The following is a 13,726-nucleotide window of genomic DNA, read 5'->3' on the forward strand; positions in this document are numbered from 1 at the left end:
ATGTCCTTCCTCCCGGACCCCGCCGTCTTCGCCCAGTTCGCCGTGGCAACCTTCATCATCGCGATCACGCCGGGACCGGACATGACGCTCTTCGTCGGCCGCGCCCTGTCGGAAGGCAGGGCGGCAGGCCTCGCCTGCATGGCCGGCGCGCTCACGGGCTGCGCCATCCACACGACGCTGGTGGCGCTCGGGCTGTCGGCCCTGATCGTCGCCTCGCCGGAAGCGTTCCTTGTGCTCAAGATCGTCGGCGCAGCCTACCTGATCTGGCTGGCCTGGCAGGCGATCCGGAAGGGCTCCGCCTTCTCGCCGGACACGCGGCAGCGGAAGGCCCGGCCGCTGTGGCGGAACTGGGTGACGGGGATCGGCATCAACCTGCTCAATCCCAAGATCATCCTGTTCTTCATGACCTTCCTGCCGCAGTTCGTCTCGGCCGACGATCCACATGCCGCCGGCAAGCTCCTGTTCCTCGGCCTGTCCTTCATCCCGCTCTCTTTGCCGGTGACCATCCCCATGGTGCTGGCAGCCGACGGCTTTGCAGGCCTCTTGTCCCGCAGCCCCGGGGTCACCCGCGTCATCGACTGGCTGTTCGCGGGCGTCTTCTCCGCCTTCGCCCTCAAGATCCTGACGGCGCAGGCAAAGTAGCGCGTGCTAATTATCTCGACGTGTTGCAGAGACGCATCTTGTTCACCCCGACCTCCCCTGTTACCCACGGTTGTGGATAAACGAGGTCGTCGCATGTTGAAACTCTTGGCCGCATCGGCCGCCCTGGTCGCGCTCGCATCGGGGGCGCAGGCGCAGAATGCCTACGAATGGAGTGGTCTCTATCTCGGCGCAGAGATCGGGGCCGGCATGTCGTCGACCAATTTCGACGCATCCGACACCGCCTATGCCGGCGGCCATGACGGCGACGCCATGGTTGGCGGCGTCTTTGCCGGCTACGACTGGCAGTTCGGCCGTTTCGTCTACGGTCTCGTCGGCGATGTCGATTTCGTCCATTCGGCCGATCTCGCTTTCGGCGACGCCGATGCGCTAACCGGCGGCAAGGGCGAGGCCTATACCTACGACATGGACTGGGTCGCGACGGCCCGCGCCAGGCTCGGCTACGCGCCGACCGAGCGCCTGCTCGTCTACGGCACCGGCGGCATGGCCGCGGCGCGTTTCGAGGCCACCAGCTATTCCTATCCCGACTTCGGCTCGCCCTCGTCCGCCGAATACTCCGGCGTCAAGTGGGGCGGCGTTTTCGGCGTGGGCCTCGACTACGCGCTCCCCAACGACTGGACGCTGAAGGTCGAGTATCTCCGCTACGATTTCGATTCGTTCTCCTTCGGAGGCGACGGCGTCCCCGACACCGTCTTCAATCCGAAGCTCGACGCGGTGAAGTTCGGCCTCGCCTACCGCTTCTGAGGCGCAGCGCTCAGCGGGAGTCGGCCGGCTTCCAGCCGGCTGCGGTGAGATGGTCGAAGACGTGGCGGGAAGCTACGCCCGGACCCGTGAAGACCGGCGGCTCGACCAGCGCGGTCATGCGCTGCCGGAATTCCTCGAGCGTCATCGCGAACAGCATCTGGTCGACCCGCTCGCCGGTTCGCCCGTCGATGCGGTGCGACTTCAGCTCGCCCTCCAGGCGGAGCATCCCGACCCGGCAGGCGGCGACCGCGGCCCGGTTCCGCGACAGCGGCGCGAAGGTCAGCTTCTCCAGCTTGCGCTCCGTGAAGACGTGCCACATCAGCACCCGCGTTGCATCGTAGACCACATCCATCCGCCGATGTTCGCCTTCGCCGATGACGATGTGGGCCGAGCCGAGCTTGTGCCGCAGGTCGACGTCGAGAAACAGCAGTCCAAGCGGCTTGCCCTCGGCAGTGTCGCTGATGAGTACGAGGTTGCGGCGCAGATTGTCGAAGCTGGCGACATAGGCCCGGAAGGCATCGAGCCCCATGGCGCGCTGCGGCGCGTTGAGGCCTTCCATGATGGCCGGATCGGTCAGCCACTCGGCGACTTCGGGTGTCACCCCGTCGGGACGAAGGGTTTTCAGCCGGACGACGGAGCCTGCGCGATCGACCAAGACCGGCTTCAGCTTCATCGCCGCAAGCGGCGTCACGAGCGGCGTCTGGCGGGGCGGCATGGGCATTTTAGGCATGCCTGCGATATGCCGCCCCCGGCCGGCCCGGTCAAGGCAGGGGCGGTATCCGGGCGCGCGGCGGACGCCGCCAGTTCCCCGCCCCGCGCCCCGCGACCAGCCAGTAGGCGAGGCCGCCGACCAGCCCGGCCGCGACCGTCTCGACCATGGCGCCCGGTCCGCCGGGCAGGCCCTGGCGAGGCCGCGGCGGTCCGGGCGGGTCGATGAACACGGTGCCGTCGACCCCGTAGCGGCCGGCGGCCGTCACCAGGATCGCGACGGCAGCGCCGGCGAGCGCATAGGCCAGCCAGTCGCGCCAGCCGGCGATTTCGGCCAGTCCGATGAAGATGACGGCCGGAAAGAAGGCGAAGTTCGCGAACATCACCGCCAGAATCGCGGTCGAGACCGCGATCGAACCGACCACGAAGCCCGACGGATCGCCGCCGAGGTCGGCGCCGCGCGACCAGACGAGATGAAGGAAGGCGCTCGCCGCGAACGTCGCGACGGCGTAGCCGATCAGGATGGCGAAGAGCCGCCCGATCAGGGCCAGGACCTGGTTCATGACGCCTCTCGTCCCGCGATCGATCCCGCAGAAGCGGCAAACCTGAAACCACTGCCCGTCGACGTCGATCGTCCCCGCCGCCACGGGAATGCGCACCGCATCCCGCCGCGCTGCGGCATCGGCGTCGGACGGGGCGGGCGGGGCTCGGTCGGCATGGATGCGGTATGGCGCCGGCGTCCGGCGCGGTCAAGACGCCCGCGGGGACTGCGCACGGCGGCCCCGGCGCCAGCCGCCGGCGGTACGACCGGCGACGAGCCAGTAGGCGAGGCCGCCGACGATTCCGGCCGCCAGGAGGGCCGCCGCCAGAAGCGGTTCCGACACGCCGCTGGCGGCCCCGAGCGGCGCTCCCGGACCGTCCGCGAGTTCGCCGAGGCGGGCGCTCCAGAACGCCGGCAGCGCGACGATCGCGACGGCGCCGCCGGCGAGGGCATGGATCGTCCGGCTCCGCCAGCCCGCGACCTCGGCCACGCCGATGGCCACGGCCGCCGGCACGAACGCCACGTAGGCGACGAACAGTGCGACGAAGGGGACTGAGAAGACGACACTGCCTGCCGCGACCCAGGGCGCCTCGGCGATCCCGAAGCCGGCGACGGCGAAAAGCGCGATGTGGAGCACGGCGCTCGCCGCGACTGCGGCGCAGCCATAGCCGGCGACGACAAGGCAGAGACGGACGAGGACGAGCCCGATGCGGCTCAAGCCTCGCCGTGCCCCGCGATCATCATCGCCTCCAGCGCGAGCCGGTCGCTCTTGCGCATTCGTTCCGATTCCGACTTGAGCTGGCCGCAGGCGGCCAGGATGTCGCGTCCGCGCGGCGTGCGGATCGGCGAGGCATAGCCGGCCGCGTTGACCGCGTCGGCGAACTTCTCGATCGTCTCCCAGTCCGAGCACTGGTAGTTGGTGCCGGGCCAGGGGTTGAACGGGATCAGGTTGATCTTGGCCGGAATGCCCTTGAGCAACCGCACGAGTTCCTTCGCATCCGCAAGACTGTCGTTGACGTCCTTCAGCATCACGTATTCGAAGGTGATGCGGCGCGCGTTCGAGAGGCCCGGATAGGCGCGACAGGCAGCCATCAGGTCCTTCAGCGGATACTTCTTGTTGATCGGCACCAGCATGTCGCGCAGATCGTCGCGCACCGCGTGCAGCGAGATTGCGAGCATGACGCCGATCTCCTCGCCGGTGCGGAAGATCTCCGGCACCACGCCCGAGGTCGATAGCGTGATGCGGCGCTTCGACAGCGACAGCCCGTCGCCGTCCGAGGCGATGAGCAGCGCCTTCTTCACCTCTTCGAAATTGTACAGCGGCTCGCCCATGCCCATCATCACGATGTTGGTGATGCGGCGGCCCTCCGCCGGCACGATGGCGCCGGCCGGCGTGTCCCGGTCTGGAAAGTCGCCCAGCCGGTCGCGCGCCGTCATCAGCTGGACGAGGATTTCCTCGGCGGTCAGATTGCGCACCAGCTTCTGCGTGCCGGTGTGGCAGAACGAGCAGGTGAGCGTACAGCCGACCTGGCTGGAGATGCACAGCGTGCCGCGGCCTTCCTCGGGGATGTAGACGGTTTCGATCTCGACCGGCCGGCCTGCGCCGCGCGGCGGGAAGCGGAACAGCCATTTGCGCGTGCCGTCGGACGAGATCTGCTCCTCGACGATCTCCGGCCGCGCGACCGAGAAGTGGGCGGCAAGGGCGCCGCGCAGGTCCTTGGAGATGTTGAACATCTCGGCAAAGTCGGAGACCCCGCGCACGTAGAGCCAGTGCCAGAGCTGGCTGGCGCGCATCTTCGCCTGGCGCTCCGGCACGATTCCGGAGGCCACCAGCGTGTCGGCCAGTTCCTGGCGCGACAGGCCGATCAGCGGAGGCTTCTCCTTCGCCGCTGGACGAAGGGCGTTCCGCGTCTCGGCGGAAGTGATGTCGAACGATAGGGCCATGGTCGAGCTGAGATAAGGTCGGCCGCAGCCGAATGCCAATGTGGCGCGCCTTCTAGCAGGAAATGTCCCGGCGGTCACGCCCGCCGCGGGCTTCGCCTGCAATCGATTTCGTCGAACGATGATGACGATCGTGATTTATCAATTTATCCTGCACCGTGCGCGAGGCGAGCGGGAGAACGATGCTGCCGCTCCATCCCGTCCTCATCGCCCTCGATGAGGCCGGCACGAGACCGGCCGCTGATTCCGCGACCACGCGTTACCGTCACCAGCCGGCGATCATTCGCCGCCCGTGGCTCAGGTGGGGCGATGATCGGCGAAATCGTGATGGAGAGACGACTATCCACATCTTTCGCGCGCCGGACGTCTTGGTGGAGAAAGACGTTTTCGCCATGAGCAGGCAGTCGCAGCATTGCGGTTCCCGCTCGCGTCTGCCGGATGCGCGGGATCGGCAGATCGCCGGCCATCGATCCGACCGCCGTCATCCCGATTGCGGGCGGGCGTCACCCGACCTTCGAGGAGCGGATGCCCCCGGCAAGGGTCGGCGACACCCCGGGGTTGGACTGCCGGCCGACGAAGAGATGGAACCGAGACTTGCCCCGCCCCAGAATTGATCCCACGGCCGTGCGGACGAAGATGCTGGACGCCACCGAAGGGCTCATCCGCATTCACGGCGCGCGCAAGGTCACCGTCTCGGACGTCGCGGCCGCCTGCGGCATGTCCCAATCCAACGCCTATCGCTTCTTTGCGAGCCGCCAGGCGTTGCTGGAAGCCGTCGCGGAGCGCTGGTACGAGGCGATCGAAGACGATCTGGCGACCATCGCCGTATCGAACGAGCCGCCGGCCGAGCAGCTGGTCCGATTCGTCGCGCGCCGGTACGAACTGAAGCGGTCACGCCATCTCGAGGATCCGGACCTGTTTCAGGCCTGCCTGGAACTCGGCCTTGCCGATACGGGCGTCGGGAAGCGGCACCTCGACCGGCTCCGCGCGCTTGTCGAGGGCATCGTGCGCCGTTGCGGCGACCAGGACCTGATCGGCGGACGCGATCCGGTCAAGGCCGCGGAACTCGTCGAGGCGATGACCGTCCGCTTCCGCGATCCGGGCCTGATCGTCCGCCACCTCGAGGAGGATTCCGTCAGGCGCGCGGCCGAAGCGGCCGGCATCGTGCTGGCGGGCCTGGCCCATCTGCAGGACTGAACCGCCGGCCCGCGGCCCCGTCTCGCGACGCGGGTACGAAGCCCGCGCCGTCAGCAGCCTTACTTGCAGGCCGAGATCGAATCGAGTGCCGCCGAGATGCCGCGCAGCGAGAAGGAGTAGTTCGTCGGGTTGCCGCGGCCGGACGTGGCGCTCACCTGCATGGCCGAGCCCGACTTCATGGCGGCGACCAGCTGCGGTTCCTCGGCGGCGTTCTCAAGCCAGGCCGATTTGCCCTTGGTGAACAGGGAGAACGACTTGTCGCCCACCTTCACCATCACCTTGGAATTCTCCCGGAAGGCATAGGAAGCGATGAACTGCGGCTCGAAGGCCACGTTCTGCCCCGGCTTCTGGCTGACGAAGAAGAAGATGTCGCCATGGTCGAGGGTCGACGGCTGCTTCTCTTTGGGAACCGACAGCACGTAGCAGACCTTGCCGGCGTCGGCCTGGTAGGAATAGGTGCCCCAGTCGTTGTACTGCCCGACCTTGGTGGCCGACTGCGCCAGGGCGGGCCCCGCGACGGCCATCGCCACGATGCCAGCTGTGATCGAAATCAGTGCACGCATATTGTCCTGCCGTTGTCCTGGTGTGTCCTGATCGAGCGAATCCGAAGGCGTCCCTCCGGGACCGACTCGCTTCATATTGAATTAATCGCGGTTACCAAATGGTGAACTCCATGCTCATCATCTCGATTCCGCAAATGCCGGTGCCTGGCTGGCGCAAGATGCGCACGGGCTGAACGACCTTCACGAAATGTGAAACGGATGAAAACGGCAACAGTTTGTCGCTGGCAGGGATCAGCCGCACAGGGTTTCGGCAAGGCGAGGCGATGGCGTATTGCGCGGCGGCGTGGAGCTACGTAGTTTCAGGCGAAACGACGGCCCGGCGAGCGGGCGAAGAGCCTGAGGACAATGACTGGGCCGCGAGAAGAGTATGCACGCCTTGCGACCCTGGTTGCGGAACGGCGCGACCGCGAGGCGTTTGCAACGCTGTTCGATCATTTCGCGCCGCGCATCAACGGCTACCTGCAGCGGCTCGGGATGGACGGCGGGTCGGCCGAGGACGTCGCGCAGGAGGTGATGGCCGTGCTCTGGCACAAGGCGCATCTCTTCGATCCGGCCAAATCCTCGCTCGCCACGTGGCTGTTCCGCATCGCCCGCAACCGGCGCATCGACGGCCTGCGCCGCGACCGCTCGCATCTGATCGATTCCGACGACCCGATCCTGCAGCCGGAGGGCGAGGAAGCCGCAGACGTCGTCATGGACGCGAACAACCGGGACGAGCGCGTGCGCGTCGCACTGGCGACGCTGCCTGCCGAGCAGGTCGAACTCATCCGGCTGGCCTTCTTCGTCGGCCTGTCGCACAGCCAGATCGCCGACCAGACCGGCTTGCCGCTCGGAACGGTGAAGTCGCGGATCAGGCTGGCCTTCGGCCGGCTGCGCAAGGCGATCGAGGCCGATCCCAGGGTGGACGTCGACGCCTGATCCCGCCTAGCGCGAACCGGCGCCGGGATCCTCGTCCCGCGCGAGATCGTCCAGGAAATCGCGCGCCGCGGTGCGGTGGGCCGGCTTGATGTGCGCCCGGATCGCTCCCAGCGCTGCGAGCAGCACGGAAACGTCGTCGGTAAAGCCGAGGCCGAGAATGAAATCCGGCACGAAGTCCAGCGGCAGCACGAAATAGGCGAGTGCGGCAAAGAGCGTTCCCCGCACCCGTGTCGGGGTCCGCTCGTCGAGCGCGCAGAAATAGCCGGCCACGACCTCGTCCATGAAGGGGATTCGGCCTGCCGCCCGCCGCACGGTCCGCCACAGCCCTTCGCGCACGCGTCGTTCGCGCTTGCGCTCCTCGGCCGCCGGGACGGGGGCGAGGATGTCGGCGATGCGGTCCGGATCTAGGGTCTCGGTCATGATGAAGAAGTGGTGATGGAAAACGGCGCGCGCAAGATCGTCCGGCTCACCCGCGCGCAAAGCCATCCATCTTGCGGGCGAGCTTCACGTCGAGCTCGGTGATGCCGTCGGCATCGTGCGTGGATAGCGTCACCTGCACCGTCTTGTAGACGTTGGACCACTCCGGATGGTGGTCCATCTTCTCGGCCGCCAGTGCCACGCGGCTCATGAAGCCGAAGGCCTCGTTGAAATTGCGGAAGGTGAAGGTCCGCGTGATCGCCGAGCGCCCGTCGACCAGGCTCCAGCCGTCGAGTTCGTCGAGCGCCTGCGCGACGGCGGCGTCGTCCAGCCGGGCGGAAGCCATCTCAGCGCCACATCGGAGCGTTTTCCGCCCCGGCGCGCTCGTTCGCCGACCCTGCGCGGGCTCCTTCGAGCGGCCAGGCCTCCTCGACGATGTAGGGCCCGCCGCCCACTGAATCGCGCGACGACATGAGCACGAACCGGCCGACCCTGAACGGCGCGGTGGCGAAGCCGCCATGGCCCGACAGGTAGGGCGCGAGCTCCAGCGGGCTGGTGTTGCGCAGCCGCGCGATCGTCACGTGCGGCGTGAACTTGCGCGCATCGGCCGGGGCGCCGTTGCGCAGGCAGATGCGGTCGATCTCGCCCTGCAGCGCGGCGAGCTCCGCCGAGGGCGCCACGCCGGCCCACAGCGCATGCGGCTTCTTGTTGCCGAAGGCGCCGACGCCCGAAAGCCTGATGTCGAAGGCGGGACGGCTGATCCGATCGAGGCCGTTGACGATGTCGTCGGCGACGTGACCCTCGACGTCGCCGATGAACCGCACCGTGATGTGGTAGTTTTCGACATCGATCCAGCGGGCTCCCGGCAGGCCGCCGCGCAGCAGCGACAGAGAGAGAGCCGCATCGCGCGGGATCTCGAGGGCGGTGAAAAGTCGCGGCATGGCAGCCTCCTCGAATCGCTCCGTCATGGCCAGCGAACCACCGATCGCCCCGTACGGCAAGCCCGTTTCCGCCGCGCCCTCCGATTCATGCTGCATCGCACAAGCCGCCCGCCTCTGTCGCGGCATCCCGGAACGGCGGGCAAGCGAAGCGGACACCGCCGTCTCGGGACCCATGCCTCGCCCGCCGGCAGGCAGCAGGAAATGCGGGGACAGTTTACTTAATTCGGCAGCACTCGACGCCTTCTCAGTCGTTCTCGAGCCGAATGGAGTAAACTGTCCCCGTATTTCCGGCGCCCGATCCGCTTCGAGGGGTGGCGCGCGGCGCTGCCGTCCGTCCTGCGTCGTCGCTTCGCGACGGAACCTCCAGCCCCGGCTTCGGCTGGAGGACGAAACGCTCGCGCCACCGCAAGCGAAATCAACCGCTTCCGCGAATTTTCGTCCGCTCTGTCCACACCCCCCGGAAACCGCGCCACACTGCGCGCGATGAAAGGAGCCGGAATGGACAGGGACGAACGCATCTTGAGGCCGATCATCGCGACGCTGGTCGCGCTGGCCGTGCTCGCCGAGCGTTCCGCCGTCCGGTCGCTCCTCGTCCGCTGGGTCGTGCTCGGGGCGCTGCGCCGCGCCGAGGACGTGCTGACCCGCTACGTCGCGAGCGTGACCGGCATCGACGAACCGTTCTTCGACGACACCGCCGCGCCCGGCAGCGCACCCGCCGATGCGGCAGTGGTCGCCTGGCGCCTGCGCTGGCTGGCGGCCTTCCTCGGCGCCCTGCTCGACGACGCCTGCGCGCTGCACGCCTGGACGCCCGCCCTCGACGGCCGGCGCCGCCGCACCTCGGTCGTTGAGCCGAGTCCCGTCGTGGCGGGACACGGCGCGTTTCAGCCCTACGACACGTCCTGATGCCGCACGACTTCCGGCGCCATTATCATCCGCATCCGGCTGGCCGGCGGAACCACCGCGCGGCACGCCGGCGCTTGCGCAAAAATTTGGGGACAGTTTACCGAATTCGGCAGAACGTCCTCGCGTTTGCCCGGCCTCGCCGTTCCCCGAGCGCCCGCTCGTCAGGCTGCGGTCATCCGGCCGGCCGGTCGAGCCTCGCCAGCGCCTGCTCGACCACGGGCAGCGCGTTCTCCACCATCCGGTCGACGCCTTCCGCATTGGGATGCATCCCGTCGTCGAGGAGCAGCGACGCATCGGCCGCGACGCCATCGAGAAAGAACGGGTAGAGGATCAGGTCGTGCTTTTCGGCCAGCCGCGGGAAGATGCCGTTGAAGGACGCCATGAAGTCCTGGCCGAGATTGGGCGCGGCCACCATCCCGGCGAGCAGGATGGCGATGCCCCGTTCCTTGAGGCGCGCGATCATGGCATCGAGGTTCCGCTCGGTGATCTCCGGCGAGATCCCGCGCAGCATGTCGTTCGCTCCCAGTTCGAGGATGACGAGGTCCGTCCCCTCCGGCACCGACCAGTCCAGCCGCGACAGGCCGCCGCTCGTCGTATCGCCGGATACGCCGGCATTGGCCACCGTAACCTCGTGGCCTTTGGCGCGCAGCGCCACCTCCAGCCGCTCGGGAAAGGACTGCCCGGCATCGAGCTGGTACCCGGCCATCAGGCTGTCGCCGAAGCCGACGATTTCCACCGGTTCGGCGGCGGCTGCGAGAACCGAACCCGCCCAGACCAATCCGGCAGCGGCAAAAGCGCGTAGCAACTGTTTGAAAGCCATTGACGAACACCCATATCTGACCGGGCCGACCGCTCGCGCCGCCGCATCCGAACCACGATTTCTCCAACCATATAGGGTCCGCTTCCGGTGACAAAAGCAGTGATCGACCTGAAGAATGTTTCGCTGACGCTCGGCCAGGGCGCCTCGCGCGTCCACGTGCTGAAGGAGGTCAGCCTGCAGGTGGCAGGCGGCGAGACCACCGGCATCGTCGGGCCCTCCGGCTCGGGCAAGTCCACGCTGCTGATGGTGATCGCCGGTCTCGAAGGCACCGATTCGGGCACCGTGAGCATCGCCGGCGAGTTGCTGACCGGCCGCAGCGAGGACGCGGTCGCGGCCTTTCGCGGTCGAAACGTCGGCATCGTGTTCCAGTCCTTCCATCTGATCCCCAACATGACGGCGCTGGAGAACGTCGCCGTCCCGCTCGAACTCGCCGGTCGCCGCGATGCCTTCGAGATCGCCGCGCGCGAGCTGGAAGCCGTCGGCCTGAAGGACCGCGTCACCCATTATCCGGGCGAACTGTCCGGTGGCGAACAGCAGCGGGTGGCCATCGCCCGGGCGCTTGCGCCGGACCCGAAGATCCTCATCGCCGACGAGCCCACCGGCAATCTCGACCAGGCCACCGGCCGCCAGGTGGCCGACCTGCTCTTCGCCAAGGCGGCCGAACGCGGCATGACCCTGGTCCTGGTCACCCACGATCCCGCGCTCGCCAACCGGTGCACCCGCCAGGTCGCCATGCGCTCCGGCCGCATCGAGAGCGGCCAGATCCGCGCCGTTCCGGCGTGAGGCGGCAGCGATGACCCTGGCCCGCACTCTCGATCTCGCCTGGCGGTTCTCCCTGCGCGAAATGCGCGGCGGCCTGTCCGGCTTCCTCATCTTCCTCACCTGCATCGCGCTCGGCGTCGCCGCCATCGGCGGCGTCAATTCCGTCGCACGCTCTATCACCACCGGCGTCGCCAACGAGGGCCAGACCCTGCTCGGCGGCGACGTCCGCTTCGAACTCGTTCACCGGCAGGTGACCGAGGCGGAATCCGCCTTCCTCGGCAGCTTCGGCGCAGTCGCCGAAAGCGCCAACATGCGCTCCATGGCCAGGCTCGAGGACGGCTCCGACCAGACGCTGGTCGAGGTCAAGGCGGTCGAGGGACAGTACCCGCTCTATGGCAGCCTCCAGACCACGCCTCCGCTCGATACGGCCACCCTCTTCGGACAGCGGGACGGCGCCTGGGGCGCCGCCGCTCCGCAGCTCCTGTTCGATCGGCTGGCCATCGATCCGGGCACCCGCATCAGACTGGGCAGCGAGATCTTCGAATTGCGCGCCGTCATCGAGGCCGAACCGGACCTCGTCTCCGACGGCTTCGGCTTCGCGCCGCGCCTCATGGTCTCGATGGAGGGGCTGACGGCCTCGGGGCTCGTTCAGCCCGGCAGCCTCGTCGAATACGCCTACAAGATCCGCCTGCCCGCAGGGTCGAGCGAAGGCGCGATCCAGGACATCCGCGACCGCGCGGCAGCCGAATTCCCCGAATCCGGCTGGAGCATCCGGTCGCGCACCAACGCGGCACCGGCCCTCTCCGCCAATATCGAGCGCTTCTCGCAGTTCCTCACGCTGGTCGGCCTCACTTCGCTGGTCGTCGGCGGCGTCGGCGTCGCCAACGCGGTCCGTGCCTATCTCGAAGGCAAGCGCGGCGTCATCGCCACCTTCAAGAGCCTCGGAGCGTCCGGCAGTTTCGTCTTCATCGTCTATCTTGTGCAGATCCTGATCATCGCCGCGGTCGGCATCGTCATTGGCCTTGTTCTGGCAGCACTGATGCCGTTCGCGGCCAGTGCGGCGCTCTCGGGCGTGCTGCCGGTGCCGGCACAGGCGTCGATCTACTGGGACGCACTCGGCATGGGCGCCCTGTTCGGCATCCTCGTGACGCTCGCCTTCGCCATCCTGCCGCTCGGCCGCGCCCGCGACGTGCCGGCCACGGCGCTGTTCCGCGAGATGGGCTTCGAGGCCAGCGGCCTGCCGCGCTTCGCCTACATGGCCGCGGCCGGGGTCATTGCACTCGCCCTCGCCGGCCTCGCGATCTGGTTCTCGACCGATCGGCGTATCGCGACCGTCTTCATCGTCGCCACGGCCGCCGCCTTCCTCGTGCTGCGCATGGTGGCGTCGCTCGTCCAGTCGCTCGCGCGCCGCAGCCCGCGAGTGCGGTCGACCGCGCTCCGGCTCGCCATCGGCAACATCCACCGTCCCGGTGCACTGACCCCTTCAGTGGTGCTGTCGCTCGGGCTCGGGCTGACGCTGCTGGTCACGCTGGCTCTGGTCGACGGCAACCTGCGCAACCAGATCGGCGGCAGCCTGGCCGAGCGCGCGCCGAACTTCTTCTTCGTCGACATCCAGAACAGCGAGATCGATGACTTCTCGCGCCTGGTCGAAAGCCTCGCGCCCGAAGGCAAGCTGGTCGAAGTGCCGATGCTGCGCGGCCGGGTGATGGCGCTGAACGGCGTCGACGTGCAGAAGATCGAGGTGCCCCCGGAAGGGCGCTGGGTGCTGCGCGGCGACCGCGGCATCACCTATGCGAAGAACGTCCCCGAGAATTCGACGCTCTCGGAAGGCGAATGGTGGCCGGCCGACTACACGGGCGAGCCGCTCGTCTCCTTCGCGGCCGAGGAAGGCGGCGAGATCGGCCTGAAGCTCGGCGACACCATCACCGTCAACGTGCTGGGCCGCAACATCACCGCCCGCATCGCCAATTTCCGCAACGTCGAGTGGGAATCGATGGGCATCAACTTCGTCATGGTGTTCTCGCCCAACACCTTCGCGGGCGCCCCGCATGCCTGGCTCGCGACGCTGCTCGACCAGGGCTCGAGCGCCGAGCAGGAAGCGCGGATCCTGAACGAGGTGACGCGCGCCTTCCCCGCGGTGACGACCGTGCGCGTCAAGGACGCGCTCGACATCGTCAATCAGCTCGTGGGCCAGCTCGCAACCGCCATCCGTGCGGCTGCGGCCGTGGCGCTGATCGCATCGGTGCTCGTTCTTTCCGGCGCGCTCGCCGCCGGAAACCGCGCCCGCGTCCACGATGCGGTCATCCTGAAGACGCTGGGAGCGACGCGGACCACGCTGATCGGCGCCTTCACGCTCGAGTACCTGCTGATCGGGCTTGCGACCGCCACCTTCGCACTCGCGGCGGGCGGCGTCGCGGCCTGGTTCGTCGTGGCGCGCATCATGAACCTGCCCGCCAGTTTCCTGCCCGAAGTCGCAGCCTCGACAGTGGTGATCGCGCTCGTGCTTACCGTGGGCTTTGGCCTGCTCGGGACCTGGCGGGTGTTGGGCCACAAGGCCGCGCCGGTGCTGCGCAATCTTTAGGACGTCTTCACCATGATCGGCGCGATCGGA

Annotated in this window: 16 protein-coding genes; 7 read left to right on the forward strand and 9 right to left on the reverse strand. The window is 68.0% G+C overall.

Features of this window, described 5'->3' with window-relative positions:
- Both N1F91_RS08290 and N1F91_RS08295 read left to right on the forward strand, forming a co-directional pair.
- Complete coding sequence (locus N1F91_RS08290; RefSeq protein ID WP_289991378.1) at window positions 1–642, forward strand: LysE family translocator; 642 nt, start codon at window positions 1–3, stop codon at window positions 640–642.
- 93 nt (window positions 643–735) lie between these two features.
- The gene (locus tag N1F91_RS08295) at window positions 736–1,404 is read left to right on the forward strand and encodes an outer membrane beta-barrel protein (protein ID WP_289991379.1); all 669 of its coding nucleotides are present in this window, start codon (window positions 736–738) and stop codon (window positions 1,402–1,404) included.
- A 10-nt stretch (window positions 1,405–1,414) separates the two neighbouring features.
- Here the strand turns inward: N1F91_RS08295 and N1F91_RS08300 are convergent, their stop codons facing one another.
- The 4 genes from N1F91_RS08300 to rlmN form a co-directional block, all read right to left on the reverse strand.
- Window positions 1,415–2,125, reverse strand: coding sequence for a GNAT family protein (locus N1F91_RS08300; protein WP_289991380.1), 711 nt, complete (start codon window positions 2,123–2,125; stop codon window positions 1,415–1,417).
- Window positions 2,126–2,165: 40 nt separating this feature from the next.
- On the reverse strand, window positions 2,166–2,675 hold the full coding sequence (locus N1F91_RS08305) for a hypothetical protein (RefSeq protein WP_289991381.1): 510 nt from the start codon (window positions 2,673–2,675) through the stop codon (window positions 2,166–2,168).
- Window positions 2,676–2,861: 186 nt separating this feature from the next.
- The gene (locus tag N1F91_RS08310; RefSeq protein WP_289991383.1) at window positions 2,862–3,371 is read right to left on the reverse strand and encodes a hypothetical protein; all 510 of its coding nucleotides are present in this window, start codon (window positions 3,369–3,371) and stop codon (window positions 2,862–2,864) included.
- Window positions 3,368–4,597: a 23S rRNA (adenine(2503)-C(2))-methyltransferase RlmN gene (gene rlmN, locus N1F91_RS08315; protein ID WP_289991384.1), complete on the reverse strand. Its 1,230-nt coding sequence runs from the start codon at window positions 4,595–4,597 to the stop codon at window positions 3,368–3,370. The genes N1F91_RS08310 and rlmN overlap by 4 nt, the downstream gene beginning before the upstream one ends.
- A gap of 591 nt (window positions 4,598–5,188) precedes the next feature.
- Here rlmN and N1F91_RS08320 point away from each other — a divergent pair.
- Window positions 5,189–5,791, forward strand: coding sequence for a TetR/AcrR family transcriptional regulator (locus N1F91_RS08320; protein WP_289991385.1), 603 nt, complete (start codon window positions 5,189–5,191; stop codon window positions 5,789–5,791).
- Between the two features lie 59 nt (window positions 5,792–5,850).
- On the opposite strand, the gene N1F91_RS08325 is transcribed toward N1F91_RS08320, so the two are convergent.
- On the reverse strand, window positions 5,851–6,354 hold the full coding sequence (locus tag N1F91_RS08325; RefSeq protein WP_289991386.1) for an invasion associated locus B family protein: 504 nt from the start codon (window positions 6,352–6,354) through the stop codon (window positions 5,851–5,853).
- Window positions 6,355–6,699: 345 nt separating this feature from the next.
- On the opposite strand from N1F91_RS08325, the gene N1F91_RS08330 reads away from it, so the two are divergent.
- Complete coding sequence (locus N1F91_RS08330; protein ID WP_289991387.1) at window positions 6,700–7,272, forward strand: sigma-70 family RNA polymerase sigma factor; 573 nt, start codon at window positions 6,700–6,702, stop codon at window positions 7,270–7,272.
- A 6-nt stretch (window positions 7,273–7,278) separates the two neighbouring features.
- Here the strand turns inward: N1F91_RS08330 and N1F91_RS08335 are convergent, their stop codons facing one another.
- The 3 genes from N1F91_RS08335 to thpR are packed head-to-tail and all read right to left on the reverse strand — an operon-like array spanning window position 7,279 to window position 8,630.
- Entirely contained in the window at window positions 7,279–7,692 is a 414-nt protein-coding gene (locus N1F91_RS08335) for a YkvA family protein (protein WP_289991389.1), read from the reverse strand.
- Between the two features lie 46 nt (window positions 7,693–7,738).
- A complete protein-coding gene (locus tag N1F91_RS08340) occupies window positions 7,739–8,035 on the reverse strand; it encodes a 4a-hydroxytetrahydrobiopterin dehydratase (RefSeq protein ID WP_289991390.1) in 297 nt (98 codons plus the stop codon).
- Window position 8,036: 1 nt separating this feature from the next.
- Entirely contained in the window at window positions 8,037–8,630 is a 594-nt protein-coding gene (gene thpR, locus N1F91_RS08345) for an RNA 2',3'-cyclic phosphodiesterase (protein ID WP_289991392.1), read from the reverse strand.
- 498 nt (window positions 8,631–9,128) lie between these two features.
- On the opposite strand from thpR, the gene N1F91_RS08350 reads away from it, so the two are divergent.
- Window positions 9,129–9,533 (forward strand): hypothetical protein, encoded by a 405-nt coding sequence (locus tag N1F91_RS08350; RefSeq protein ID WP_289991394.1) that lies wholly within the window; start codon window positions 9,129–9,131, stop codon window positions 9,531–9,533.
- Between the two features lie 172 nt (window positions 9,534–9,705).
- On the opposite strand, the gene N1F91_RS08355 is transcribed toward N1F91_RS08350, so the two are convergent.
- A complete protein-coding gene (locus tag N1F91_RS08355) occupies window positions 9,706–10,353 on the reverse strand; it encodes an arylesterase (RefSeq protein ID WP_289991395.1) in 648 nt (215 codons plus the stop codon).
- 87 nt (window positions 10,354–10,440) lie between these two features.
- Here N1F91_RS08355 and N1F91_RS08360 point away from each other — a divergent pair, with 87 nt between their 5' ends.
- Together N1F91_RS08360 and N1F91_RS08365 are read left to right on the forward strand one after the other, a co-directional pair.
- Window positions 10,441–11,136: an ABC transporter ATP-binding protein gene (locus N1F91_RS08360; RefSeq protein WP_289991396.1), complete on the forward strand. Its 696-nt coding sequence runs from the start codon at window positions 10,441–10,443 to the stop codon at window positions 11,134–11,136.
- Window positions 11,137–11,146: 10 nt separating this feature from the next.
- A complete protein-coding gene (locus tag N1F91_RS08365) occupies window positions 11,147–13,696 on the forward strand; it encodes an ABC transporter permease (protein WP_289991397.1) in 2,550 nt (849 codons plus the stop codon).
- Window positions 13,697–13,726 lie beyond the last annotated feature (30 nt).

This window comes from Aquibium sp. ELW1220 (assembly GCF_030398385.1).
In the GTDB taxonomy this organism is placed as follows: domain Bacteria; phylum Pseudomonadota; class Alphaproteobacteria; order Rhizobiales; family Rhizobiaceae; genus Aquibium.